Source organism: Noviherbaspirillum pedocola (assembly GCF_016632335.1).
GTDB classification, from domain to species: domain Bacteria; phylum Pseudomonadota; class Gammaproteobacteria; order Burkholderiales; family Burkholderiaceae_D; genus Noviherbaspirillum_A; species Noviherbaspirillum_A pedocola.
In genome coordinates this window covers 41,393-67,471 of the sequence record NZ_JAEPBG010000020.1, presented here as the reverse complement: position 1 = coordinate 67,471, position 26,079 = coordinate 41,393, and the positions used below count along the sequence as shown (strand labels likewise).

Genomic DNA, 26,079 nt, shown 5'->3' with positions numbered 1-26,079 from the left:
AGGCTGATTGGAAGGTGATCTCAAGATGACTAGAGTTCTGATTCTCGGTGCGAACGGGCAGCTTGCACGCAATACAACCAAGCTGCTCCTTGAGAGGACCGATGTAGACCTGACGCTCTATCTGCGCAGGGCGAGTCGGCTTACCAATCACAATCCGAACAGGATCACGATTGTCGAAGGGGATGTGCTTGATCCAGTCACATTGCGGAATGCTATGCAAGGGCAGGATATCGTCTATGCCAATCTCGCTGGCGACATGGCTACGCAGGCACGAAGCATCATCGACGCAATGCATGCTGCCGGTCTGAAGCGGCTGGTCTTCATTAGCTCAATGGGCATCTATGGCGAAGTGCCAGGTGAAAGGTATCGGAGCATTCTCGACCCCTATCGCAACTCTGCGGCACTGATTGAGCAGTCGGATCTCGATTACACGATCCTACGACCAGGATGGTTTACCCATGCTCCCGAGGGGCCTTACCGAACGACTCAAAAGGGACAGCCATTTGAAGGTCATGAGATTGCGCTAGACAGTCTGTCCGCTCTAGTCGCAAAGATCGTCATCACGCCGAACCTCTATGTTCGCAACAGTATCGGCGTGAGTGACGGTTGATCTATGCAAGCTTCCGGGAAAGGAAACACCATGCAGAAAGTGATTGTCCTTATTGGCGCAGGATCGATTGGCCAAGCCATTGCGCGCCGTGTTGGCGCGGGCAAACATGTCTTGCTTGCAGACCTGCGCAAGGAAAATGTTGAAGCTGCCGCCAAGACTCTCAGCGAGGCAGGATTCGAGGTTACGACAGAGGTCGTTGATGTTTCCTGCCGCCCGTCAGTCGAAGCCTTGGTTGCGCGAGCAACCGCTCTGGGCGCTGTCCACGGTGTCATCCACGCGGCGGGCGTATCTCCATCGCAGGCTTCGCCGGAGACGATTTTGAAGATCGACCTTTACGGCACGGCGCTCATTCTCGAAGAGTTCGGCAAGGTGATCGCGGAAGGTGGTTCGGGTGTCGTGATCGCATCTCAGTCCGGCCACCGCTTGCCGCCCCTAACGACAGAGCAGAGCAAGGCGCTCGCAACGACGCCAGTGGAAAAGTTGCTTGAATTGCCAATGCTTCAACCTGACCAGGTAAAAGATCCTCTGCATGCCTATCAACTTTCCAAGCGCGGAAACTCCTTGCGCGTGATGTTCGAAGCGGAGAGTTGGGGCAAACGTAGTGCACGGATCAATACCATCAGTCCAGGCATTATCATCACGCCCCTTGCAAAGGATGAACTGTCCGGACCGCGAGGTTCAGGCTACCGACGCATGATCGATGGCTGCCCAGCAAAGCGCGCTGGCACGCCGGACGAAGTGGGGAATGTCGCCGCGTTGCTCATGGGGCCAGAAGGCGGATTCATTACTGGGAGCGATTTCTTGATGGATGGCGGTGTCACAGCCTCCTATTGGTTTAGCGAACTCGCTCCCTGACAAGAATGGGACGTATTTCTATCTCGTAATCGCTTTCCAGAAGGGGCAGGGATTGCTTCTACTGAACTTCTCTACTTCGAAGGCATTGTCTTTACCCCCGCTTCGGCTGGGCACTGAGGCATAAGGCAACGAAAGCGTTTGGCAATTCGAATGTCCGCTTCTTCCAACATTGCAGACTTTGGATTGCTGAACGCCAAAAGACCGGTATGGGTCGTGTTCGGTCCTTTTGTCGCTGCACGCAATCAGGTATCAGTGGATCGATAAAGCGCGCTGGTAATGATGCGGCAGACAGTGAATCACCGTTTCACCACTGCACTCAACCGTATCCAATAGCGATCTATCAGTTCACTCATGCAAGAAGATTAAAAGGTGCCGGTACGCGGCACCCTGATCGAATGCTGCCTACCTCATCCGGCCGTTGAAAGAAACCTTATGACGTACACTGACACGCTGTCGCTGTTGGCGGCATCAGCCATGCTGCTCGCGGTGGTGACGAGGTAGAGTTAAGCGTATGCGCCAGATAGCGCCGTTCCACGGCGCTGAGAAAACGGCATCGATAATGGAGACAACAATGAAGCAAGCCAACCAACACGCAGCGAGCCGTTTTCCCGTCCCGGAACTGAAGAATATGCCTGACGACATTCGCGAACGTATCCTCGTTGTCCAGGAAAAGTCCGGGTTCATTCCGAACGTGTTCCTTGCGCTCGCCCATCGTCCGGATGAGTTTCGCGCATTCTTCGCGTATCACGACGCGCTGATGGAAAAGCCGGGCAATCTGAGCAAGGCTGAGCGCGAAATGATTGTTGTGGCTACCAGCGCCGTCAATCAGTGCCAGTACTGCGTCATCGCCCACGGAGCCATCCTGCGCATACGCGCCAAGAATCCTCTCATTGCCGATCAGGTGGCGACGAACTACCGGAAAGCCGACATTAGCGACCGTCAGAAGGCAATGCTCGATTTCGCGATGAAGGTTTCGCAGTCTGCGCACCTGGTGGGCGAGCCGGACTTCGATACGCTTAAGTCGCACGGATTCACCGAAGAGGACATCTGGGACATCGCCGGCATTTCAGCGTTTTTCGGCATGTCCAATCGTCTCGCTAATGTGAGCAGCATGCGGCCCAACGCCGAGTTTTATGCACTCGGCCGATAAGACTATCCTGCTCAGTCCTTCCCGAGGCTTTGGAGTTTGTGCCGCAATGGTGGAATGAACACCTAGCCAATCGGCCTCGCACTCTACGAGGGAAGCGCAAGAGTCGCATACATGGTCGCTGCTGCCATGCCCGGAGGCTTGCTTCAGCGCGCCATACTCGATCGCTTTTCCATTGCAGCGCGCCAACGCAGCAGATGCGGCAGATCCTCTCCGGGCTTGATCCGGACCACGCGCGCAAAGTCCACTGCCACCACGGCCGTAATGTCTGCGATGCTGAACTGGCCTGCGGCGATAAAATCGCGGCCGGCAAGCTGATCATTGAGAAGCTTGAAGAACTGTTGAACCCGGGCCAACCCACGCTGCGCCAGCTCGGGAATTTGCGAATAGTTCATCGGGCCTGGCAAGGCGCGGTTCACCATGGCCGGGCTGCTGTTGCGAAATGCCTCAGCAACGGCCAGCAGGCCTTCGAACTCCGCGCGCCACTGCCAGCTCGCGATCTCGGCCTTGGCTTGCGGCGTGCGGCCCATCAATGGCGGCTCCGGGTAACGGGCTTCGAGGTAAGCGGCGATGGCGGCGTTATCGGTCAGCAGATCCCCTTCTTCGGTGCGCAGAGCCGGTACGGTGCACTGAGGGTTGATCCGGCGATAGGCTTCTCCCATATGTTCGCCGCTGCGAAGGTCGATCTCCACAGTCTCGTAAGGCACGCCTTTCTCGGCCAGGAAAATGCGCGCGCGACGCGGGCTCGGCGCAGTGGCGCAGTCGTACAGGGTGATCATGGATGGTCCTTGACGGAAGGCGCCAGCTTGTCCTGGGTCCGGGTGTCGAAGTCGCTTGCGTCGTGACGCTCAAGAAGCTGGCTGGATGGCTCGCCCCATGCGCGGTTGACCTTGCGTCCCCGCCGTACGGCCGGACGCAAGGCAATCTCGTCAGTCCAGCGCAGCACATGCTTGTACTCATGGACACTGAGGAACTCACCCGCCTCGTAAAGCTGGCCCTTGACCAGGGTGCCGTACCACGGCCATACCGCCATGTCGGCGATGGTATAAGCGTCGCCTGCAAGATAATGGTGTTCCGCCAGATGGCGGTCCAATACATCGAGCTGGCGCTTGACTTCCATTGCATAGCGATTGATCGGGTACTCGAACTTGGCGGGAGCGTAAGCATAGAAATGCCCGAAACCGCCGCCCAGAAAGGGCGCGCTGCCCATCTGCCAGAAAAGCCAGGACAGGCATTCGGCGCGCGCAGGGCCGCCTGCTGGAAGAAAGGCGCCAAACTTTTCGGCCAGGTATTGCAGGATGGCTCCGGACTCGAATACCCGTACTGGAGTTTCACCACTGCGATCAACCAGCGCTGGAATCTTGGAATTTGGATTGACTGCGACGAACCCGCTCCCGAATTGGTCGCCTTCGTTGATGCGTATCAGCCAGGCGTCGTACTCAGCGCCGCCGTGGCCCAATTCGAGCAATTCTTCAAGCATGACCGTCACCTTGACCCCATTCGGCGTGGCAAGCGAATAGAGCTGCAAGGGGTGGCGTCCTGCTGGCAGTTCCTTGTCATGGGTGGGGCCTGCAACAGGCCGGTTGATGCTGGCAAACTTGCCGCCGCTTTCCTTGTCCCAGGTCCAGACTCTTGGTGGGATGTATTCGGTCTCGCTGCTCATTGGTAGCTCCTCAAGGGCATGCCGCTTCCGGCAAAGGATTTTGTCAGGTGCGGCCATAAGCTAACAGGTTTCAGCCACAAGCATCCGTGCCGAACAATGCACGGTGGAGGTCAGGCAAGGAGCACGGTGTAAGGGCTGGGCAATCGACGCATGACTCGATGGTAAATCTCGAGCCCTGAGCTTCGATTGCAGGCAAGGCTTTCTTTGCGCGGGCTCGTGTACTCGCCGCCCAGTCTTCTGCCAGGTCAGGCGAGCGGAAAATCCATAATGATTTCGGCCGGGCTCTCCCAAGCCCGGCCTGCCACATCATTCATTACGCACCGATCACAGCTTGTAGTACCTTTCAGCCCGGCTTGCAGCCCTCTGGATGGCTTCCTTGGGTGTTTTCGCGCCGCTGGCTGCTTCCGCAACCATGTTCACGACGATGAAGTCGGCCATCACCGATGCAGAGGCATAACCCAGGTCACCGGCGTAGCCATTGCTTTGCATGACCTTCATCAGGTCGCGGTATGGCGTGTGCTTCGGGTCCGAAGTCCAGACCGCATTCGATTCATAGGCTTTCAATGGTTGGGTGACATAGCCAATGGACGCTGCCTGCCAGGGTTCATACTGCTCCTTCTCCATCATGAAGCGCAGATATTCCTTTGCCGCATTCGGGTACTTGCAGTATTTGAACACCATCATCGGAAAAATCAGCGCGAGTTCCGTCGGGTGACCGACCGGGCCGACAGGCATGTTGGCGTGATTGATGTCCGGGGCCATTGCGGCGAGATTCGGATCCTTGGACGTCTTCGCGGCGTAATAAATCGAAATGCCATTGTTGGTCAGGCTGATCTGGCCATCGAGGAAAGCCTTATTGTTATTCGGATCCAGCCAGGACAAGGTGCCAGGGGCAAAGGTCGCATACAGCTCCCGTGCATATTCGAGCGCCGCCACCGTTTCCGGGCTATCTATGGCGACCCTGTTATTGGCATCTACCAGCTTCCCGCCAAAAGCCCACAACAACCAGTGGCACCATTGGTTCGCATCGCCGGTGGCGTTGCCGAGTGCGAATCCGGCCGGTGTGCCTTTCGCCTTCAGGTTTTGGCACAGTTTCAGGAAGCCGGCAGTATCTCTCGGAAAGGTATCGAATCCGGCTGCCTTCATGTGGCTTTCGCGATAGACCATACAGCTTCCGGCAGCACCCATCGGGATCGCATTCCATTTCTTCTTGTCGATCATGCCGTAGGCTTTGGCGGAGTCGTACCAGCCACCGTATTTATCTCCCAGATAATTGGCGAGGTCTGTCAGGTCGACCAGTTTGTCCGGGTACAAATGCGAATCTTCGAAGGTGCCGCAAATGATGTCCGGTCCGCTGCCTACATTCGCAGCCACCGCTGCTTTCGGCCGCACGTCCTCCCAGCTTTCGCTATCGACGCGAACTTCGACGCCAGTCATCTCGCTGAACTTCCTGGTATTGGCCAGCCATACATCCTCGTCGCCTTGCACGAAACGCTTCCAGCGCAGCATGCGCAGTTTGGCGCCCTTCTCAGGCGCATAACGCTGGTTCGGTAAGTCTGTGGCGAAGGCATCCAGGTTGCAGGTTGATGCCACGGTAAGCGCTGTCGCAGTCTGCATGAACTGGCGGCGGGTATAGTTCTTCATGTCTCCTCCTTTTCAAGGTTTGCTCGTCGTTAGCTTGCAACCGAGGTGTCGTGCCCATTTATTTTTCATTAGCATCGCAGGGGCAGATCGTGTTGCTGATATTCAATCATCATGCGTTTAAGGTGTTTGCGATAAATCAATCGTTACCCAAGGTATTCGTCCTTGATTTTTTCCGTGTCTGGCTGAGAGAACAGGTCTAATATCAGCGCCAGAGTACGTCCCCCGAATGTTCTGCCTTTTTACGATTTTCTTTACAACGAGGAGCAATGATGATTAGTAATCTCCAATCCGCGCGTGCATTGATACAAGCTGATCTTGACCATGCAAGAAAAGTCCTCGAGTTGTGGACACAGCAGGTGATGGATCTGGAGCACGCGCTGGAACAGATTGATGCGGTCGGCGAATCGCGCAAAGCACTCAAGGAAAATTACGCCGGAGGCCAAAGCACTGCGCCACGCCTTGCGTCTGCAAACGCATTGGACGCAACGCGGGGCGGCCGGAAGGCAAAAGCAGAAACCACCAGGGCAGGCGGCGCAAAACAGCAGCGTGCGAGATCGCAAAGTCGATCCGCGGATGGTAGCCCGAGCCTTGTGCAAGGCGGCAAAACGGGACGAGCCACGAAGGCAAAAAAAGCGGCTGTGCAGGGGAACGCGCGAAAGATTGAAGCGAAATACAAGGACCCGAATTCTGATAAAACCTGGTCCGGCCGTGGACGTCGCCCGGCATGGTTCGTGGGCGATGCTTCTCAATACCTGATTCAGTCCCCGAACATTCCGCATCAGACGACCGCATCGTCTTCGGTGCATTAAGTGAGTAGAGGCGCTGCACTGTCGATGCAGCGCCATATCTCATTTCGTTTCTGGAATCATCGTTTCTTCTGTCATCTACATGCGTTGGAACAGCAGGCTTTGCATCATCGATTACGACATGGATAAGCGACTGAATAATGAGTGATCCTCTCAAGCCCCTTGATTTGTTCAGAATGGATAGCGAGGTGGCCGTTGTCACCGGCGCAGGAAATGGACTTGGTTACGCCTTTGCGCAATGCTTCGCTAGCGTTGGCGCACAAGTGATTGTGCTGGATAAAGACAGGGCGGCTGCTGAAAATGCAGCGATGAGCATCGTGAATACTGGTGGATCGGCTGACTGGTTCGAGCTCGACGTCACACGGGAGTCGGATGTCGAAGCGGTATTTGCTGCGATTGAACAACGGCACGGCCGTGTAGATGTGTTGGTCAATAACGCCGGCATTGCAATCAGGCGCCCTACGATAGACCTGACTTTAGAGGACTGGAATAAGGTCATCGATGTCAATCTCACCGGTGTGTTCCTGTGCTGCAGGGTTGCAGCGCGCTATATGCTGCAGGAAAGGGCAGGGCGCATCGTTAACGTGGCATCGATCATGGGCATGTCTGGCGGCGGTCTGTACCCGAATATTTCGTATCAGGCGAGCAAAGGCGCGGTGGTGAATCTGACCCGCGCGCTCGCAGTGGAGTGGGCCCGGAAGGGCATAAGGGTGAATGCGGTTGCGCCTACCTGGGTGCGCACCAACTTTACGGAATCCTTATTCGAGCAGCCGGATTTAATTACCGAAATTCAGAAGATGACGCCGATGGGAAGAATCGCAGAAGTCAATGACATTGTTGGAGCGGTGCTATTCCTTGCGAGTCGGGCATCTTCCATGGTGACCGGCCATACGTTGCCAGTAGATGGAGGTTTTCTGGCTCAATGAAGGTGGCGAAGAGTCGGGCAAACGTCGGCCGAAGATGGCCGCCAAACTATGTTCACTCTGGTTGCTTCAAGTGCATTCGTACCCGCAAGCTCAAGTGTGTCGTTCGCGGCGCGTGGCCAATCCGCTCGGTTCAAGAGCAGCTTCGACGGCAGTGCTCAGGGTAAGCAAACCAAAAGGCTTGGAGACATGGCACTGAAAGCCGGCCTCCTTGGCGCGGGCTACGTCATCGCACATCGCGTAGGCAGTGAGTGCTATGGCGGGCAGTTGAGCCACTCTCGGGTCCGAGCTCGCGCGTATGCGTTCCATCAGCGCGTAGCCATCCATTCCCGGCATGCCTATGTCACAGACAAGCAGATCGAACTTATTGACAGCAAGCCATTTGAGGGCGGTCTTAGCGTCCTCGGCCGAGTCGACTGTCGCGCCCAGGGTTCGCAGAGCGTCGGCCGTAATTTCCCGCGCATCCGGATTGTCCTCGACTAACAGCACATGCGCACTGCCGAAATTGGCCAGCGGCGGCTCGTCGCTATCATCGGCGGAAGGAAGGCCCATCGCCGCTGCATTGCAAGGAAACTTCAGCGTGAATACGCATCCTTTGCCGGGGCCTTCGCTGTGGGCGAAGAGCTTGCCATTTTGCAGCTCCGTCAAGCTCTTCGCGATAGCGAGGCCCAAGCCGACGCCACCTTTTTTCCGCGACATCGAGGAGTCCTGCTGGCGAAAACGATCGAACACATGAGGCAAGAACTGCGGGTCTATGCCGCAGCCAGTGTCGCTCACTTCCACGCTTGCCCACCCTCCTTCTTCCCATGCGCGAACGCGGACGGATCCTGAGGCTTCGGTGAACTTGATCGCGTTGGACAACAGGTTGGAAAGAATCTGGCTTACGCGTCTCGCGTCTACTTGAATCGTGATCGGCAGCTCCGGCGCCTCGATGCTCAAGTTCACGCCCCTGTCATGGGCGAGCTTCGTGAACGCATCGCGCTCGCTGCCAAGCAGCTGACCCAAATCCGTTGCTTGAATCTCCAGGACCACCTTGCCAGCCGCTATCGCGCTCATGTCCAAGAGACCGTTGATCAACGCCGCCTGCAAGTCAATGTTGCGCCGAATGACACCGGCACCTCGTACCACATAGGCGGGATCGTTGGCGCGTGCTTCAAGCATTTGTGCCCAGCCGCCTACTACGTTGAGTGGTGTGCGTAGTTCGTGCGACAGCGTTGCCAGGAAATCGTCTTTCATGGCAATGACCTGCTCAAGTTCCGTGCGAGCCGCCTTTTCCCGCTCCAGCGCTTTTTCCAGGCCATTGGCGATCAGGATGGTCTCGTTCACATCGCTTAACGTTCCCAACCATTGCTCGACCGCGCCACTTTTGCCAGACACGGGCCGCGCCAGCACCCTGAACCACCGCGATTCACCGAGTCCGGCGACACGCAGGCGCGCGAGCGCATCAAGTTCACCGCCATCAATCCGCGCTTGATCCCACGATTCCAGAAAGGCTTCGCGGTCTTCCTTGAGCATGCCTGCGCTGAGCTTCGTCAGGCTCATGCCATCGAAGGGGCCCAGCTGCGCTATCCATTGGCGGTTGGCGTATGTCAGTTGACCGTCTGCATCCGTTTCGAAGACCAGGTGAGGCATAAGGTCCGCAAAAACGGCAAAGCGCCTTTCGCGGTCCGCGAGTGCCGTGCTGTGTCGCCTGCGGTCCTGGGCAAGCTCGACCAGCGCCTCGCGCACCTGATCGATCTCGCCGATTCCAGAAGGCGCTGCGTGCAGCTCGCCACTGTCGACGCCAATCCGCCTGGCGACTTCGGCAAGTGCCGTGACCGGCCGCGCAACCCGGTTTGCAATTAACCAGGCGAGTGTGGCTGCCAGGCATCCAAGACACGAGGCGCCCAGAAAGAAGGATGAACGCAGGCTGGCAGCCGGCGCCATGGCCAAGTGTTCGGGCTGGCGCGTCACCACGCGCCAACCGAAGCCGTCGAAGGCGCCGTTCGGAAGTACTGCGCTGGACACTGTTATATATGACGCGCCATCCGACCATGTACGGATTGAAGCAATATCGCCCACTTGCCCCTCACCAATTCCCTGATCGGTTCTCCAACCTTGATGGAATCGTTGGGAGCCAGAACCACTTTGCCAGCGCTATCAACCAGGAGTGCCTCAACACCGCGCAAGTCTCTGGTTGGTGCAAGGATCTGTTCCCGTATTTGCCGCGTCCACTCAAAGCTGATATGGGCGGCGAGGACACGTATCTTGACGCCCTCGGCATCCATGATGGGTGCGCCGACATCCAGGAAGCGCAGTGCGTCTCCATTGCTGGCTTTTGGAAGAAGCTCGGCAAGCCTTGCTGCGGGATGCACATCGCCGAGGAAAAGGCCCTTGCGTCCGTTCTCAAAAACAGGCCGACCTTTTGCACTGCCTCCTTCAAACAATCCCGCGTTCGACGCCACGACGGTGGCAGAAGGAATATCAACTACGCCCAGGTAAGAGAATTCCGGATGGAGCGCGACGAATTGATCCAGCAGCGGCCGAATTTGCTCGGGAGACGATAGAGGGTTGCGCAGCGTTGGCAGGAGCGCCTCGGTCATGACTTCCTTGCCGAAGCGCGTCATGCCAAAGGAGATTTCTCTCGCCATCTGCTGGCTGATGTTTTCCAGATTTTGAGAAGACACTTTCATGACTTCTCGGCGCGCTACGCGTTCCAAAGCGCCGGCGATGGTCACCGCCAGCAAGATGATCAATGAGCCAAGCGCCAACCCCAGCCAAACGCGCAGGCTGGGGCGAAATCGATTCGGTTTGGGGTTGCGTATCGCGAGCGGATTATTCATTGCTTCTGGAGCCTGTTCACGATTTAACGCGTTCGGGAAGCGAGTCAGTCGTTTCCTCGGTAAGCAGAGAATACCTTATTGTGCAGTTTGCTCTTGGAAACTTTGGCGCTTGAGGCATTGACGACGTCGGCAAAAGGCCCCGGTTTGTTCAGGATCAATGCAAACAGGCGAGACCGGCACACAACCGTTGGCGCAATTCCCTTGCGTTGGCTGCTGAAGTTTGGCTACGACGTTGTTGTCGAAAGAAGGGGGCAGCCCACAAGCAGGTGATCGATGGCCGCCGGAAAGGCTACGAATTTCACGCTGCATCAGACCAGCGTCTACGTGAGGTCATGTCATTTGTAGTCGAGGCGCAAGTCTTGTATCCATGGTTGCAAATCGTCTCTGCTCTTCCAAGTAGAATGCGGATACTTCATACCAATCGCCTTGTGTTCCGCGAGCCAGGGGTTGCCTTTTCTCTATACCGCCAAGCACTCGTTCCTTAAGGTTTCTCATGGCCACTACACAAAATGCGCTCAGTAATGCCTTCATCTCCACTGGAATTCCCGGGCTCGACAATATTCTTGGCGGTGGCTTGACCAAGGAACGTCTCTATCTCCTCGAAGGCGATCCGGGCGCAGGCAAGACCACCATGGCGCTGCAGTTTCTGATCGAAGGCGCCAGGCAAGGTGAGCCGGTTCTTTACATTACCCTGGCCGAGAACGACATCGAGCTGCGCTCCGTCGCGCAGGCCCACCGTCTTTCGATGGATGGCGTCACCGTGCATGAAGTCATTCCCGAGGAAAGCATCCTGGATCCGGACGAGCAATATACCGTTTTGCATCCATCCGAAGTGGAACTGACCGAGACCAACAGCAGGATCCTGGAAATGATCGAACGGCTCAACCCGACGCGGGTAGTGCTGGATTCGCTCTCGGAGCTGCAGCTCCTTTCCGGTAACCCGTTGCGATATCGCCGCCATGTGCTGGCGCTCAAGCAGTATTTCGCAAAGCGTTCCTGCACCGCCTTGCTTCTTGACGACAAGACTGCCATTGGCGGCGATCAGCAGGTACGAAGCATTGCCCATGGCGTCATTTCGCTTCATCACCATGAGTCCGATTACGGTGCGGACAGGCGCGTGGTGAGAGTCCTCAAGTATCGCGGCATCGCGTTCCGGCGCGGGCCGCATGACTATTCGATCATCACCGGAGGAATCATCGTTTATCCAAGGCTCGTTGCTGCAGAGACGAGGGCGCTCGTCAAGCGCGTGAAGCTGTCGAGCGGTCTTCCTGCATTTGACTTGCTGCTTGGCGGTGGCATCGAAGAAGGCTCAAGCACACTGATTTCCGGTCCTCCGGGTACCGGCAAGTCCAGCCTGGCAGTACAGTTCGTGCAGGCGGCGCTGGCACGAGGCAGTCGGGCGGCATTGTTCCTGTTCGAGGAATCATTCAACTCTCTGCTGAACCGTAGCGAGGGCATCGGCATGAATCTGCATACGCCCTACCTTTCGGGGCAGCTGTTCGTGCATCAGATCGATCCCGCGGAGCTGTCGCCCGGAGAGTTCACGCATGCGGTGTGCCGCGCGGCGGATGCCGGCGCCAAAGTCATCGTGATCGACAGCTTGAATGGCTACCTGAATGCAATGCCGGGCGCGGGATTCCTCAATACCCACTTGCATGAAGTGCTTACCTACCTGGAGCAGCGTGGCGTGGCGACTTTCGTCATCGGCGTTCAGGCAGGCATGGTTGGGGTCATGACGACCGGCGCGGATGTGAGCTACATGGCCGACAACGTACTGATCCTGCGATATTTCGAAGCGCGCGGAGCAGTCGAGAAGGCAATATCGGTATTCAAGAAGCGCGGCAGCGCGCATGAGACCACCTTGCGGCGGTTTCGCATTACCTCCGCCGGCCTTGAAGTGGGCGCAGTGCTGAAAGACTTCCAGGGGGTACTGACGGGAGTGCCCACCCTGGTGGATGCATGCGACATGGATGACGGCGAGCCTCTCAGCCCGACCTGACGCTTCTCACTTCTCTTCAAATCAAGGTCATTCGTGGAACGTCGAGTATTGGTGTACACGCCCACCGGCAAGGATGGGCTGCTGATTGCGAAGCTGCTGGAGCGCGCCACCATCGAATGCCAGGTATGCCGCGCCGCCGGTGAAATGATCGGAGAACTGGAGCGCGGCGCCGGCTGCATCCTGATCGCGGACGATGCGCTGACGACGGATTTCATGAAGGCGATTACGCCGTTTCTCAAGGAACAGCCGACTTGGTCTGATCTGCCCATTCTGGTCCTGAGCAAGCGCGGACTGGATTCATCCGAGATGCGCAGCATCTATCTCGAACTTGGCAACGTGACGCTGCTCGAACGGCCGGTGCAAAGCGTTACGCTTGTCATGGCGGTGATCTCGGCGCTGCGCGGTCGCAGTCGCCAATATGAAATGCGCGAGATCGATCGGCGCAAGGACGAGTTCCTTGCGATGCTGGCGCATGAACTGCGCAATCCCCTGGCGCCAATAGGGGCAGCGTCCGATCTCCTCCGGGTGGCGCATCTCGATCCCGTCCGCATTCAGCAGACCAGTGAAATCATCGCCCGCCAGGTCAAGCACATGACCAGCCTGATCGACGACTTGCTCGATGCCTCGCGCGTATCTCGTGGGCTGGTCAAGCTGGAACGATCGCAAGTCGACGCAAGGCAACTGGTGAGCAGCGCTGTTGAGCAGGTACGTCCGCTCATTGATGTAAGACGTCATCGGCTGACGGTACAGACACCGCCCGAGGCAGCCATGATCCATGGTGATCAGAAACGCCTCATCCAGGTCATCTCCAATCTCCTGAACAATGCAACGAAGTATTCTCCCGAAGGCAGCAATATCACGCTCTCGCTGGAGCTCGAGCCCGACAAGGTGATCATCCGAGTGGTCGACGATGGCATCGGCATGGCGCAGGCAACGATCGATCATGTCTTTGAAATGTTCACGCAAGCCGAACGGACATCGGACCGCTCGCAAGGGGGCTTGGGGATCGGGCTGGCCCTGGTCAAGAGCCTGGTGGAACAGCATGAAGGCACCGTCGACGCATCCAGTATCGGGATTGGAAAAGGCAGCCAGTTCACTGTCTCTCTTCCGCGCCTGACGACGCAGAAGCCGCGAGAGGCGCCAGACAAACCGGTCAGTACACCCGCGCCAGCAACGGGCTTGCGCATGCTGGTGGTGGACGACAATATCGACGCCGCGCACATGCTGTCGCTGCTGCTCGACGCCATGGGACACGAAACCGTGGTGGAACATACTGCCAAAAGCGCCCTGGAACGCGCCCGTAAGGAGCGGCCTGAAGTCTGCCTGCTCGATATCGGCCTACCTGATCTGGATGGGAATGCTTTGGCGAAGCAACTGCGGACGCAACCGGAAACGGCGCACTCCATCCTGATTGCGATTACCGGGTATGGGCAGGAACAGGATAGAAAGAGGACCACTGAGTCCGGGTTCGACCATCACCTGGTTAAGCCGGTGAACATGGACGACCTGCTGCGCATCATGTCGCAATTGCGCTGAGGTCGGACATATCGGATGGGCCAAGCGACGCGGCATCTTATTGATTGAGCCGTACAACCGGCGTGTCTGGCTATGCTTGGCCAGGCTCCGGTTGAGGCAGAAGCTCACAGGTCTGCTTGGCGAGCGAAGGGTAAAGCTTCGCGGATACCGGGTACGGCTCGATATGGGAAACCCTTCAGGAGCAAGGCGGCATTCAGGTTTTGCTCAGCATGCGTTTCACGGACTTCAGCAAGGCGGAAAAATTCGCAGGCTTCTGTATGAACAGGTCGTGCTTGCTGCTGCCCAGCCTTTCCGGGTCTGGCAATGCGCTCGTCAGGATGATCGGGATCTCGGCCGTCTTCGGATCGCTTCTGAGTATGCGGGTCAGTTCAATCCCGTCCATTACCGGCATCATGCAGTCGGACAGCACGATGTCAGGCGGTTCGGTGCCGATCAGGCCAAGTGCCTGCCGGCCGTTCGCGGCGGTAAGGACTTCAAAGCCATGCAACTCGAACAGCATGGAATAGATCGCTGTGATATCGATCTCGTCGTCGACGACCAGAATACGCCTGGTCTTCCCTGCGACAGCTGCGTCGTCGACGATCGACGTTGTATCGTCCGACATACCTTTATTGCACCCCTTTGGATCGCTCGGTACTGTGCAACAGTGCCGAAGCGCGTTCCCCAATCCTGATGCCGGTGTCGGAAATAATCATTTCATACCGTGACGGGTCATAGCCACCCTCACGCAGCTTCACGGTGGAAATCAGTCGGTGGTCGACGCCATCAATTTCTATCGCCTTGAGCAATATCATGTTTTCGTACAGCACCGATTCGGACGAATCCGAGCGCGCGTACGACTCCCTGAAATACGGAAGTTCCTGCGTGATGATGGTGGTGACATTGCGGATGCGCAGGCCATTGACGAGAGCAATCAGAAACAGCCGGATGCGGTGCGGGTGAACTGCAACGTCGCGGAAGCCTTCGACGCCGTCTATCACCAGTCGCGTCACTTTGCGGCGGTCGATGTTTTCAAATAGCTCCACCGCCAGCCGATCCATCAACATCTCCAGCGGCAGGTACCACAGCATTTCCAGGCGACCATCGCTCATGGCATCGTCGAGATTGATGCCGACCGCTTTTGCCTTGTGCAGCAGACGAGGCGGGGATTCGAAGAATCCGAGGATCAGGCAGGGCTCATCATCCCGCAGCGCCTGCTGAATGAAGTGAAGACCCATGATGGTTTTGCCCACGCCAGGGGTACCGACGAGATTGGTGATGGATCCGTGCGCTACACCGCCGTTTGTCAGCGCATCCCATGAGGGAATGCCAAAGGCAACGCGCCTGTCCGAGGCCGTGGAGGCGATGTTGGTGCGTGTGGCGACAGCTTCCAGGCGCGGATAAACCACTACACCGGTCCGGCTCACTTCGAATGCATGCTTGCCGAGCAGATGATCCGCGCCGCGCGCCTTGTATACCCGCATTTCCCGGACAGTACGCACGCCGTCCTCGAACTGGCTGAGTTCGACCAGACCGTCAACCAGGGTATTTTCAGACTCGGCGATATTGCCTTCGGTGGGCGAGAGCAGGAAGGTCGTGCATTCCATCGCCGCGACCAGGGCGTTGAGTGAATGCATGAACTCGGATAGCACAAGATCCGACGGCCGCGACTCCCGCACCGAGCGGAAGCCGTCGATGATCATGACATCCGGCTTGTGCTGGTCCAGGCAAGTGGAAAGGAAATGCAGGAGTTCACGCAATCCGCCTTGAGCCAAGGCCGGATAGCCGCCAAAGAAGAGCACTTGGCGACCGACCAGGCCTTCGTCGAAGAATGCGAAGTTGGCCAGATGCTGCAATAACTTCGCATGTGACTCGGCTATCAGCGTAACGATCAGAACCTTGCTGCCCTGCTGGGCCTGAACGAAACCGATCTGGCATGCCAGTGTGGTCTTACCGCTGCCAGCCAAACCTTGGATCATGAAAAGGTGTCTGGCCGGAAAGCCGCCGCCGAGAACGGTGTCCAGACCTGGGATTCCAGTGGTCAGAAGCCGGGCACCGCTTGAACGGGGCGCGGTGTCGTGTTGGGCTTGTTCCATCGCTTACTCGAAAAGTGTGTTTGCGGCCTGGTTATGTTTGATGAGCTACTGCGCGTCACGGGGTTGAACCTGCGCTGCTCGCCTTGCTCCAGCAAGAGTCCGCTGCTCGGTCCAACCCCGGACTGCTCGCTACGCTTCTCAAACAAAGCCTTGGTTAAAGCTGAATTGGGCGTTCTGCCGATCAGACAATCTTGCAAGTCTATCAGTTGCGAGCTGATCAATTGGATATGCCAACAGTGCTTGGAATCAGCGGGCCGCAGCGCGCGTCAGGTTCTGTGGTCGCAAGGAGCCCATCACACGCCGCTTTGTACAGTGTCACAGGCATGCAAGAAATGCGTGTGCGCGGCTGATTACCCGTACGGCAAATTCAGCGTGAACAACGAGCAGCAGGACGAGAACTGATTTTTTGCTGAGCGTTCTGCCGTGGTGTTCATAACCAGGCAACCCTGCTTTATCCATGCCATGGCTTGAAGACTTCTATGCGAGAACGTCCAGCATCTCCTGTGCCCATTCGATGGAAACCTTTTCGTACAGGATGCCCTTCTTGAGAATCATGTGCTGGATGCGTGCTTCGCGCGTGAGAGCGCCGCCATGAAGGAAATCCTTCGCTTCGATGGCCCGGTAGTGCGCCAGCTTTTCCTGGTGCCGTTCAATCTGGCGCCGAATTTCAGGGCGCAGATCGACTTCACTCAATGCGGCATCGGCACGCAACTTCACCATGAATTCGTCCCGAAAATCCATTGCCGGCGAGGAGTCATTGGCCCATCGAATCAGTTCCGCACGGCCGGCGGGAAGCACGCGGTATTCCCGCTTGCGGGTCTTGCCGGCATCCGGCGCCGAACTGGATTCGATCCAGCCTGCGGCCTCCATGCGCGCCAGCTCGCGGTAAATCTGCTGATGGGTGGCGTGCCAGAAATAGCCGATGGACTTATCAAAGCGACGTGCCAGGTCGTAACCCGAGGTGGCTTTTTCCAGCAAGGAAGTGAGAACGGCATGGGCGAGCGACATAGGCCGCAAGTCTAGGCGCAGGAAAGTGTTTATGCAACTGGTTGCATAGATGTCCATCCCACTCTAGACTATGCAACTGATTGCATAGTCCACTTACTCCCCCGACCAGGCACGGCCATACAAGGAACCCGCCATGAACGCTTACCCCCACATGCTGGCCCCGCTCGATCTGGGCTTTACCACTCTCAAGAACCGTGTGCTCATGGGCTCCATGCATGTGGGACTGGAGGAAGCCAGGGACGGCTTTCAGCGCATGGCCGCCTTCTATGCCGAGCGCGCCCGCGGCGGGGTCGGACTGATCGTGACCGGCGGCATTGCTCCCAATGACCGCGCGCGGCCCATGCCTGGCGGGGCCGCCATGACGACGCAGGAGGAAGCGGACAAGCACAAGATCGTCACCCGGGCCGTGCACGAGGCGGGCGGCAAGATCTGCATGCAGATACTGCACTTCGGCCGCTATGCCTACCATCCCGAGCTGGTGGCGCCCAGCGCCATCAAGGCGCCGATCAGCCCGTTCCGCCCGCATGCCCTCACCACGGAAGAAGTGACGCAAACGGTGGAGGACTATGCCAATGCTGCCGTCCTGGCGCAGAGCGCCGGGTATGACGGCGTGGAGATCATGGGCTCCGAAGGCTATCTCATCAACGAATTCATTGCTGCTCACACCAACCAGCGCGACGATGAATGGGGTGGTTCCTACGCCAACCGCATCCGCTTCCCGTTGGAGATCGTGCGCCGCACGCGCGAGCGCGTGGGACCGAACTTCATCATCATCTTCCGCCTGTCCATGCTCGACCTGGTGGAAGGCGGCTCCACCACCGAGGAAGTGATCGAGCTGGCACGGGCACTGGAGAAGGCTGGAGTCACCATCCTCAACACCGGCATCGGCTGGCATGAAGCGCGCATTCCCACCATTGCCACCAAGGTGCCGCGCGCGGCCTACGCCTGGGTGACGAAGCAGCTCAAGGGCAAGGTGGGCATTCCACTGGTGGCCACCAACCGCATCAACACGCCCGAGGTGGCCGAGCAAGTGCTGGCCGAGGGCTGCGCCGACATGGTGAGCATGGCGCGACCCTTCCTGGCCGACCCCGACTTCGTGAACAAGGCCGCCGCCGGCCTGGCAGACCAGATCAACACCTGCATCGGCTGCAATCAGGCCTGCCTGGACCATACCTTCGGCGGCAAGATCACCTCCTGCCTGGTCAACCCGCGCGCCTGCCACGAAACCATCTTCATCGAGCAACCGGCCGCCAGCAGGGAGCGCATCGCGGTGGTCGGCGCCGGGCCGGCAGGACTGGCCTTTGCCACCACGGCGGCCCGGCGCGGCTTCGACGTCACGTTGATCGATGCCGCCAAGGAAATCGGCGGCCAGTTCAACATCGCCAAGCAGGTGCCGGGCAAGGAAGAGTTCTGCGAGACGCTGCGCTATTTCGGCAAGCAGATCGAACTCACCGGCGTGAAGCTGCAACTGGGCCGCAAGGTCAGCGCGCAGGACCTGGTGCAAGAAGGCTATCGCCATGTCGTGCTGGCCACGGGCATCGTGCCGCGCACGCCCGAGATCGAGGGTGTTTCCCATCCCAAGGTGTTGGGCTACCTCGACGTGCTGCGCGACAGGAAGCCCGTTGGACCCACCGTGGCCGTGATCGGCGCCGGAGGCATCGGCTTCGATGTGTCCGAATACCTGCTGCACGAGGGCACCAGCCCCAGCCTGGATGCCGCCAGGTTCTTCGCCGAATGGGGCGTGGACACCACGGGCAGCGCGCGCGGCGGCCTGAAGCCGGCACACATTGGCGCCATCCCGCGCAAGGTGTACCTGTTGCAGCGCAAGACCAGCAAGGTCGGCGACGGCCTGGGCAAGACCACGGGCTGGATCCATCGCACCTCGCTGAAAAACCGCAACGTGGAGATGATCCCCGGTGTGCAGTACCGCAAGGTGGACGACGCCGGCCTGCACATCACCGTGGATGGCAAAGACGTCGTGCTCGCCGTGGACAACGTCATCCTCTGCGCCGGCCAGGATCCGCAGCGCGAATTGCAGGCCGAACTGCTGGCCGCGGGCTGCACGGTGCATCTGATCGGCGGCGCCGACAAGGCTGTCGAACTCGATGCCAAGCGCGCCATCAGGCAGGGCACGGAACTGGCGCTGAACCTGGACACCACGGCGCGCAAGCAGGAAGTGACTGCTGCGACCTCGCGCCTGGCCCCGGCCGTGGCCGAGAGCCTGGAGAAATGGCACGCCATGGTGGCCGAGGCCAACCTGGCCGAGCTGCCCGCCATCCTGCATTCCAGGGCCGTGTTCCGCTCGCCCATGGCGCACACGCCGTACCCCGGTGCGCAGGCCGTGCAGCTGATCCTGGGCACGGTGGTCAAGGTGTTCGAGGACTTCAACTACCACCGCCAGTTCGCCGACGCCGATGGCCATGGCGTGGTGCTGGAGTTCTCGGCCAAGGTCAATGGCAAGGAACTTAAGGGCATCGATATGGTGCGCTTTGATGAAGAGGGCAAGATCGTCGATTTCGAAGTGATGGTGCGCCCCATGAGCGGCCTGCAGGCCCTGGGCGATGAAATGGGCAAGCGCTTGGCACCTTATCTCGCCGCGATGAAAGGTGTAAAGGCCTGAGCCTGCCATCTGGATTTGACGCTGCAGGCGCCTGGTTCCCGGGCGCTGCAGCCCCATAACAAAGGAGTCACCCATGCAGTATGAAACCCTGTCCGTCTCGCTGGAGAAGCACATTGCGACCGTGCGCCTGAACCGCCCGGCGAAGGCCAATGCCATGAGCGCCACCATGTGGCAGGAAATCCGCCAGGCCTTCCAGTGGGTGGACGCCACGCCCGAAGCCCGCGTCGCCGTGCTGCAAGGCGAGGGCAAGCTCTTCACCGCCGGCATCGACCTGCAGATGATGACGGGCCTGGGGCCGCAGATCCGGAACGATTGCGACGGCCGCACGCGCGAGGCGCTGCGCCGCGTCATCCGCGACCTGCAGGACACGCTGACCAGCCTGGAGCGATGCCGCAAGCCCGTGCTCGCGGCCATCCATGGCGGCTGCATAGGCGGCGGCATCGACCTCATCACCTGCGCCGACATGCGCTACTGCAGCAGCGATGCCTACTTCATCATCAAGGAAATCGACATCGGCATGACTGCCGATGTCGGCACACTCCAGCGCCTGCCCAAGCTGGTGGGCGAGGGCATCGTGCGCGAGCTGGCCTACACCGGCCGCAGGTTCGACGCGCAGGAGGCCAGGGAGATCGGCCTGGTAAATCGCGTGTTTGATTCGCGCGAAGCGCTGTATGCGGGCGTGCACGATATCGCCGCCACCATCGCCGCCAAGTCGCCGTTGGCTATCCGTGGCACCAAGGAGATGATCACCTACGCCCGCGACCATTCAGTGGCCGACAGCCTCAACTACATCGCCACGTGGAATGCCGCCATGCTCATGAGCGAGGACCTCACCGAAGCCATGACGGCCAACATGGCCAAGAGGGCGCCGAGCTTCAAGGATTGAGCGAGTTCTCAATCAGGTCAGGTCTCGACTCAAAGCAGTTCAAGGGCCAGTGCAATTCCCTGGCCACCGCCGATGCACAAGGTGACGACGCCCCGCTTACAGCCATCTCGCCGCATCGAATGCAGCAGCCGCGTTGTCAGCACCGCGCCCGTGGCGCCGATCGGATGGCCATGCGCGATGGCACCGCCCTGGACATTAACGATCTCCTCGGCAAAGCCGATTTCGCGCAGGCACGCCAGTGCGATCGCTGCAAAGGCCTCGTTGATCTCGACCCGCTCGACATCACGCACTGACCAGCCTGCTCTGGCGAGGGCTTCACGCACCGATGGGATCGGCCCGAGCCCAAAGAATCCCGGTTCGACCGCCGCCACGCCGTAACTGACGAGGCGCGCCATTGGCTTCAGGTCGTTCTGCTCGGCCCAGCCGCGCTCGGCCACGACCATCGCAGCCGCGCCCGAATTCAATCCAGGTGAATTCCCCGCCGTGATGGTGCCATCCTTGCGAAAGGCCGGTTTCAGTTTCGCCAGGGACTCGGCCGTGGTCTCCGGGCGGTTATGTTCATCCTGTGCAAACCGCATAAGTCCCTTACGGCTTGGCACTTCGAGCGGAACGATTTCACCATCAAACAGGCCTTCGCCCTTGGCCTCGGCGAAGCGCTGCTGAGAGCGTAATGCCCAGCGGTCCTGGTCTTCTCGGGAAATGCTGAACCTGGCCACCAGGTCTTCGGTGTGCCACCCGGAATGCTGTCCGCTGAATGCATCGTTCAGTCCATCCATCAGCATGCTGTCGCACATGGCGACGTCACCCATGCGCGCACCCCAGCGCCCTTGGGGCATCAGATACGGCGCGCGGTCCATGTTTTCCATGCCTCCTGCAATTGCGCAATCGATCATGCCCGCCCAAATCTCCAGCGCGGCGCTTGCGATTGCCTGTGCGCCCGAGCCGCAAACACGATTGACGGTGAGGGCAGGTACCTCGACCGGCAAGCCTGCGCCTATGCTTGCCTGGCGTGCCGGGTTCATTTTCACGCCGGCCTGGATAACGTTTCCCATTACTACGGTTTGCACTTTGCTGGATGCAAGGCCAGATCGGTTCATTGTTTCCCGGATGGCTGTTGCTCCCAGTGTCGGGGCGCTTATGTCCTTGAGGCTTCCGCCGTAGGTCCCGATAGCCGTGCGAACCGGTTCGCAGATCACCACATCGCGTGCATTCATGACAGTCTCCTGGATGCGTTGTTGAGCCGGGATAACGAGGCGAAGGAACTGTCTCATCGGACATGCCTTCAGCAATGCACCAACACGCACGCCGCCCGGACGTTCAGCAGTTGCGGGAATTTTATTGTTGCGCTTTGTTGTACACCGCCGCTGCGACGAGCGCGAATACCCAATGTCCATTTGTTGAGCTACTTTGAAAGTTGAGCACATGTGACAGGGAAGCTGGGGTGCTATGGGCACTGCCAAGAATCGACGCTCTGATGCTGTCGGAGTGGTATTGCGCGCACGCTCAGGTTTGCGCGGTGCCACCACGGGTGCAAGAGGTTAGACGCGTTGATAAGCCATCACGATCAGATTTCTTTTTCAGCCAGCTATCTTGACGACTGATAACGCGAGGACTTCCAAAAGTCTTTGGAGGGAGATGTGAGCAAACTTGTGATCAACATCTTGACGGTGGGATTCGTCGGCTCATCTGTGCCTACATACGGTCAGGTAGGGAGAACGGGGTCCGGCCATATGATGGGAGCTGGTCCCATGATGGAGATGTCGATGGCGCGGCATCATTACTTCCTGATGGATGGCATTAGCCCACAATTCGCCTCGAAGGCAAATCCCATTCAGCCAACGAAGCAGAACATTGAAAGCGGGAGAAAGCTGTTTGAGCAGAACTGCGCCCGATGCCACGGCATAACGGGGAGAGGCGATGGGCCAGCTGGAGGAAACCTCTCCCCGCCTGCTGCGAACGTGGCAACAACGAGCAAGATGCCAATAGCGGAAGATGGTTATCTGTATTGGACCAATTGCGAGGCGGCGTGCCGGTAGGGAGTGCCACGCCACGATTCAAGGATGACTTCAAGGACGATGAGACCTGGAAGATCATCACCTACCTACGGAAGCTTTGACTGCGTGTTTCATTGGCTGAACGGCACGCTGAGCTTACGCTTGCCAGAAAACCATATGACAGTCATAGGACCCTATTGCGACGTTCAGCAGGCTAACCCTGATAGACAGCAATGGGACGATTTTCCCCGTTCCGGCCCGGCGGCGGCAGTCGGCCAGGAGCAGTCATTTTATCGCCGCACCTGCTTCGTCCGCTTGCCATTCCGTAGCGGACATCAATGCATGTTCTAGGTACGACTACCGACCTGAACATTTTCGGATTGGACCGTATCGGGTTCCATCAAAGTGAAGCAAAAATCAATAATTCTTTGTGCAAGCGGCTTTCACGCAATCCTGGCCAGAAGCGGATTCGCTGCTGCCACTTTGATCCTCGATAATTCGACAAGAGCATTTGAGCGTCCACACAGCCGAAAGAAACCGTAAGAATTATTTTTATTTGAAAATGCTCGTTAGCGTACGCGTAGCAATCGCTACAAGCACAGGAGCAATCGAAAGCGCAAGAGAAAATGTCGACATTATAAAACCTTCCGTTCCTGATATTTCAACATTTCCCAGTATAAAAATATGGGCATATTCAGTCCAATTTTGTCTCCTTATAAGAAGTATTAACCAAGCGAATAAGATGAGGGCTTAAAAACGAAACGATATTTCCTGGTAATACCGTAATTGTGAGCCCATGATTCCATTCATCCATTTCAGCGGAGAAGTCGCGCGTCCCTGCCGTTTGGTTCACAGCGGAACTCTGCTGCGAGGTTCCTGTAAGTCGAGAAGACGTTTCAATCATTTGCCCATCTGTTGAAAGATGAATTGCATACTGCGGTTGAACATGCAGGGGGCGAGAAACGGGGTTTTACTTTCGCGGCAAGTGCTACTGCACCTACCGCCTACCGGCTCATCGGCGTTACTGACAAGGCAGATGAGCACTGAATGCGCCGAACGAAGCCAAGTGCCCTAACCGGATGCTGCAGCGGGTCTGTTATTTGGCCCTGCCAAATGTCAACAGGCTAAGTCTGTGCTCGATTCTGCCTCTCATCTGCACGCAGCTCTTCACTTAGCCAATTGACCAATCGCCTGACTTCGGAACGCTCCGTTAAATGCGATGCGACCCAAATCGTAAGCCTGTTGGGACCGGCAACGAAGCCGAACGGCGCAACTAGTGTGCCACTGGTGAGATCGTCCTGAACGAGCATGCGCGGCACATTAGCGATGCCCAATCCGCAGCGGGCTGCCTGAATCAGCAGATAAAAATGCGGAAAGCCTTCATCCAGATTTGGCTCGTTCATCTCGGGGGCATAACACTGCTTCCATTCAGACCAAGCACGCTCACGAGTGTGTGAATAGATCAGCCGGGCTCGCTGCAAATCTGCGGTCGTGCGTATTTCGAGTGTCCTTAGGTATTCGGGCGAGCACACCGGGCCTACCCATTCGCTGCAGACATCTGTGCGGACGACGTCTCGCGGCATCTCCTGCGACGACAGGCGAATGGCTACGCCTACCTTGTCGCGCGTGAAGTCAAGCGGCCCGGAGGTCATGTGGTACTGCAGGAGCACATCAGGATTTTTCTGTTGGAAGCGGGACAGTCGCGGCAGCACCCAGTACATCATGATGGACGTTGAGCAGGCAAGCGTTAGCGGCCCGGGCTTAAGCTGATCGACGCTGTTCTGGATTTCATCGAAGCCACGTTTCAGACCTGCCGCAAGGCGCTCACCTTCTGGTGTGGGCTCCGCGCCTTGGGCCGTGCGTTGCAGCAGTAGTACACCGAACGTTTCCTCAAGCATGCGAACCTGGCGGCTGACAGCACCATGGGTGACTGCCAATTCATCTGCAGCAGCACTGAAACTGCGACACCGAGCGGTGGCCTCAAAGGCACGCAGCGCATTCAATGAAACGCGTGAAGCGACCATCCATTCTCTCCTTCAATAAACAGTTGCACGCCACTCCGGCACGCTGCGCAGCAATGTGAGATTTTCTCACAGACTGGAAAAATTATATCGCTTGCTGAGAAGTGCTTGCCCTCCCTAGTATCAGGTCATTCGCAAGCTTCAGTGTCACAAGTGACCGGCAATTGCCGAGAGAAAAACTCAGAGGATGTCCATGAATACTACCGTTTCACGCGCCGAGTTCACTGCTCGGTATTTCGTTGAAAGCTCGGTTCCCGCCGAGAAGATGGCGCAAGTCATCGCCGGCGAGCAATCAAGCGGCACCTTTTTGTCGCTTCCCGGCGAAACTGCACAGCTCAAGGAGCGCTCCCGCGCCCGTGTCGTGAATATCCATTCATTACCTCCAGCGCTGGAGCCTTCACTGCAGAGCGCTTATGTCGAACGCCGCGGCAGCCATGGCGTATTTCACCGCGCCGAAATTGAGATCGCTTTCCCGGTCGAAAATGTTGGCTGTAATCTGCCGGTGCTGCTCGCCACTTTGGCCGGCAACCTGTTCGAGTTGGGTGAAGTAACGGGTCTCCGTCTGCTTGATCTGGATATGCCGGTGAACTATGCATCTCAGTTTCCGGGGCCCGCATTCAGTATCGAAGGCACCCGCCGCCTGGCGGGCGTTCATGGCCGGCCAATGATCGGTACCATCATCAAGCCCAGCATCGGGCTCACCGCCGAGCAGACCGCCGCAATGGTTGACGACCTCTGCGGTGCCGGCATCGACTTCATCAAAGATGATGAGCTGATAGCCAACCCCCCGTACGAACCGTTCGAGCGTCGCGTCGCGGCTGTAATGCCGGTGCTGCACAAGCATGCCGACCGCCTCGGGCGCATGCCGATGTACGCATTCAATATCTCGGGCTCGATCGATGACATGCTGCGCCACCACGATACGGTACTGCAGGCCGGCGGCACATGCGTGATGGTGAGCGTCAACTGGGCAGGATTCGCCGGTGTGGAACACCTGCGGCGGCACTCGCAATTGCCGATCCATGGCCACCGCAACGGTTGGGGCAGCCTGACGCGCCATGCTGCGCTCGGATTCAGCTTCGAGGCCTACCAAAAGCTTTGGCGTCTGGCCGGTGTCGACCATCTGCATGTCAACGGCTTGCGCAGCAAATTCTGGGAAGCGGATGAGTCGGTGCTGCGCTCTGCACGCGCCTGCCTGTCCCCATTTGCCGGCGTGCCGGCACTTATGCCGGTGTTCTCTTCTGGCCAATGGGCCGCCCAGGCGCCGGATATGTACCGACAGTTGCAGTCTACGGACCTCATGCATCTTGCCGGGGGCGGCATCATCGGCCATCCGGACGGCATTCATGCTGGTGTGGCCAGCATGCGCGAAGGCTGGGATGCCGCAGTCGCCGGGAAAAGCCTTGATTCCTATGCCTTAACCCACCCGGCGTTGTCCCGCGCGCTCTCTCACTTCGGACGGATGTGAAA

Annotated in this window: 21 protein-coding genes and 1 pseudogene; 12 read left to right on the top strand and 10 right to left on the bottom strand. The window is 58.2% G+C overall.

The genetic code is table 11. From position 1 onward, the window contains the following. Nucleotides 1–25 precede the first annotated feature (25 nt). The 3 genes from JJB74_RS27575 to JJB74_RS27565 all read left to right on the top strand — a co-directional run bounded on the left by JJB74_RS27575 (nucleotide 26) and on the right by JJB74_RS27565 (nucleotide 2,615). Nucleotides 26–610, top strand: coding sequence for an NAD(P)H-binding protein (locus tag JJB74_RS27575; RefSeq protein WP_200597580.1), 585 nt, complete (start codon nucleotides 26–28; stop codon nucleotides 608–610). 30 nt (nucleotides 611–640) lie between these two features. Beyond that, a complete protein-coding gene (locus JJB74_RS27570) occupies nucleotides 641–1,465 on the top strand; it encodes an SDR family oxidoreductase (protein ID WP_200597579.1) in 825 nt (274 codons plus the stop codon). A gap of 571 nt (nucleotides 1,466–2,036) precedes the next feature. Further along, nucleotides 2,037–2,615, top strand: coding sequence for a peroxidase-related enzyme (locus JJB74_RS27565; RefSeq protein ID WP_200597577.1), 579 nt, complete (start codon nucleotides 2,037–2,039; stop codon nucleotides 2,613–2,615). Nucleotides 2,616–2,758: 143 nt separating this feature from the next. On the opposite strand, the gene JJB74_RS27560 is transcribed toward JJB74_RS27565, so the two are convergent. The 3 genes from JJB74_RS27560 to JJB74_RS27550 form a co-directional block, all read right to left on the bottom strand. Continuing rightward, a complete protein-coding gene (locus tag JJB74_RS27560) occupies nucleotides 2,759–3,391 on the bottom strand; it encodes a glutathione S-transferase family protein (protein WP_200597575.1) in 633 nt (210 codons plus the stop codon). Continuing rightward, on the bottom strand, nucleotides 3,388–4,275 hold the full coding sequence (gene yghU / locus JJB74_RS27555) for a glutathione-dependent disulfide-bond oxidoreductase (RefSeq protein WP_200597627.1): 888 nt from the start codon (nucleotides 4,273–4,275) through the stop codon (nucleotides 3,388–3,390). The genes JJB74_RS27560 and yghU overlap by 4 nt, the downstream gene beginning before the upstream one ends. 324 nt (nucleotides 4,276–4,599) lie before the next feature. Continuing rightward, entirely contained in the window at nucleotides 4,600–5,919 is a 1,320-nt protein-coding gene (locus tag JJB74_RS27550; protein WP_200597573.1) for an ABC transporter substrate-binding protein, read from the bottom strand. A gap of 266 nt (nucleotides 5,920–6,185) precedes the next feature. Between JJB74_RS27550 and JJB74_RS27545 the strand changes: the two genes are divergently transcribed. Both JJB74_RS27545 and JJB74_RS27540 read left to right on the top strand, forming a co-directional pair. Next, a complete protein-coding gene (locus tag JJB74_RS27545; protein WP_200597571.1) occupies nucleotides 6,186–6,728 on the top strand; it encodes an H-NS family nucleoid-associated regulatory protein in 543 nt (180 codons plus the stop codon). 137 nt (nucleotides 6,729–6,865) lie between these two features. Beyond that, entirely contained in the window at nucleotides 6,866–7,651 is a 786-nt protein-coding gene (locus JJB74_RS27540; RefSeq protein WP_200597569.1) for an SDR family NAD(P)-dependent oxidoreductase, read from the top strand. Nucleotides 7,652–7,741: 90 nt separating this feature from the next. Here JJB74_RS27540 and JJB74_RS27535 read toward each other — a convergent pair whose 3' ends face one another. Beyond that, the gene (locus JJB74_RS27535; protein ID WP_200597567.1) at nucleotides 7,742–9,574 is read right to left on the bottom strand and encodes an ATP-binding response regulator; all 1,833 of its coding nucleotides are present in this window, start codon (nucleotides 9,572–9,574) and stop codon (nucleotides 7,742–7,744) included. Nucleotides 9,575–9,657: 83 nt separating this feature from the next. Further along, a complete protein-coding gene (locus tag JJB74_RS27530; protein ID WP_200597566.1) occupies nucleotides 9,658–10,470 on the bottom strand; it encodes a cache domain-containing protein in 813 nt (270 codons plus the stop codon). 493 nt (nucleotides 10,471–10,963) lie between these two features. On the opposite strand from JJB74_RS27530, the gene JJB74_RS27525 reads away from it, so the two are divergent. Both JJB74_RS27525 and JJB74_RS27520 read left to right on the top strand, forming a co-directional pair. Then, nucleotides 10,964–12,469, top strand: coding sequence for an ATPase domain-containing protein (locus tag JJB74_RS27525; RefSeq protein WP_200597564.1), 1,506 nt, complete (start codon nucleotides 10,964–10,966; stop codon nucleotides 12,467–12,469). A gap of 144 nt (nucleotides 12,470–12,613) precedes the next feature. Beyond that, the gene (locus JJB74_RS27520; protein WP_234484915.1) at nucleotides 12,614–14,005 is read left to right on the top strand and encodes a hybrid sensor histidine kinase/response regulator; all 1,392 of its coding nucleotides are present in this window, start codon (nucleotides 12,614–12,616) and stop codon (nucleotides 14,003–14,005) included. Nucleotides 14,006–14,198: 193 nt separating this feature from the next. On the opposite strand, the gene JJB74_RS27515 is transcribed toward JJB74_RS27520, so the two are convergent. The 3 genes from JJB74_RS27515 to JJB74_RS27505 form a co-directional block, all read right to left on the bottom strand. Beyond that, nucleotides 14,199–14,609, bottom strand: coding sequence for a response regulator (locus JJB74_RS27515; RefSeq protein WP_200597560.1), 411 nt, complete (start codon nucleotides 14,607–14,609; stop codon nucleotides 14,199–14,201). A gap of 4 nt (nucleotides 14,610–14,613) precedes the next feature. Then, nucleotides 14,614–16,080, bottom strand: a complete 1,467-nt coding sequence (locus JJB74_RS27510; protein WP_200597558.1) for an ATPase domain-containing protein — start codon at nucleotides 16,078–16,080, stop codon at nucleotides 14,614–14,616. Nucleotides 16,081–16,557: 477 nt separating this feature from the next. Beyond that, entirely contained in the window at nucleotides 16,558–17,088 is a 531-nt protein-coding gene (locus JJB74_RS27505; RefSeq protein ID WP_200597556.1) for a PadR family transcriptional regulator, read from the bottom strand. Between the two features lie 133 nt (nucleotides 17,089–17,221). On the opposite strand from JJB74_RS27505, the pseudogene JJB74_RS27500 reads away from it, so the two are divergent. The 3 genes and pseudogenes from JJB74_RS27500 to JJB74_RS27495 form a co-directional block, all read left to right on the top strand. Continuing rightward, a pseudogene (locus tag JJB74_RS27500) lies at nucleotides 17,222–19,240 on the top strand (oxidoreductase); the annotation flags it as partial. A gap of 24 nt (nucleotides 19,241–19,264) precedes the next feature. Further along, nucleotides 19,265–19,708: a nuclear transport factor 2 family protein gene (locus tag JJB74_RS33510; protein ID WP_325170187.1), complete on the top strand. Its 444-nt coding sequence runs from the start codon at nucleotides 19,265–19,267 to the stop codon at nucleotides 19,706–19,708. A 73-nt stretch (nucleotides 19,709–19,781) separates the two neighbouring features. Then, a complete protein-coding gene (locus tag JJB74_RS27495; protein ID WP_200597552.1) occupies nucleotides 19,782–20,594 on the top strand; it encodes a crotonase/enoyl-CoA hydratase family protein in 813 nt (270 codons plus the stop codon). Nucleotides 20,595–20,623: 29 nt separating this feature from the next. Here JJB74_RS27495 and JJB74_RS27490 read toward each other — a convergent pair whose 3' ends face one another. Continuing rightward, nucleotides 20,624–21,808, bottom strand: a complete 1,185-nt coding sequence (locus tag JJB74_RS27490) for a thiolase family protein (RefSeq protein ID WP_200597550.1) — start codon at nucleotides 21,806–21,808, stop codon at nucleotides 20,624–20,626. Nucleotides 21,809–22,342: 534 nt separating this feature from the next. On the opposite strand from JJB74_RS27490, the gene JJB74_RS27485 reads away from it, so the two are divergent. Further along, nucleotides 22,343–22,630 (top strand): c-type cytochrome, encoded by a 288-nt coding sequence (locus tag JJB74_RS27485; RefSeq protein WP_234484914.1) that lies wholly within the window; start codon nucleotides 22,343–22,345, stop codon nucleotides 22,628–22,630. A gap of 1,082 nt (nucleotides 22,631–23,712) precedes the next feature. On the opposite strand, the gene JJB74_RS27480 is transcribed toward JJB74_RS27485, so the two are convergent. Further along, on the bottom strand, nucleotides 23,713–24,612 hold the full coding sequence (locus JJB74_RS27480; RefSeq protein ID WP_200597548.1) for a LysR substrate-binding domain-containing protein: 900 nt from the start codon (nucleotides 24,610–24,612) through the stop codon (nucleotides 23,713–23,715). A 184-nt stretch (nucleotides 24,613–24,796) separates the two neighbouring features. Between JJB74_RS27480 and JJB74_RS27475 the strand changes: the two genes are divergently transcribed. Beyond that, the gene (locus JJB74_RS27475; protein WP_200597546.1) at nucleotides 24,797–26,077 is read left to right on the top strand and encodes a ribulose-bisphosphate carboxylase large subunit family protein; all 1,281 of its coding nucleotides are present in this window, start codon (nucleotides 24,797–24,799) and stop codon (nucleotides 26,075–26,077) included. Nucleotides 26,078–26,079: the final 2 nt, after the last annotated feature.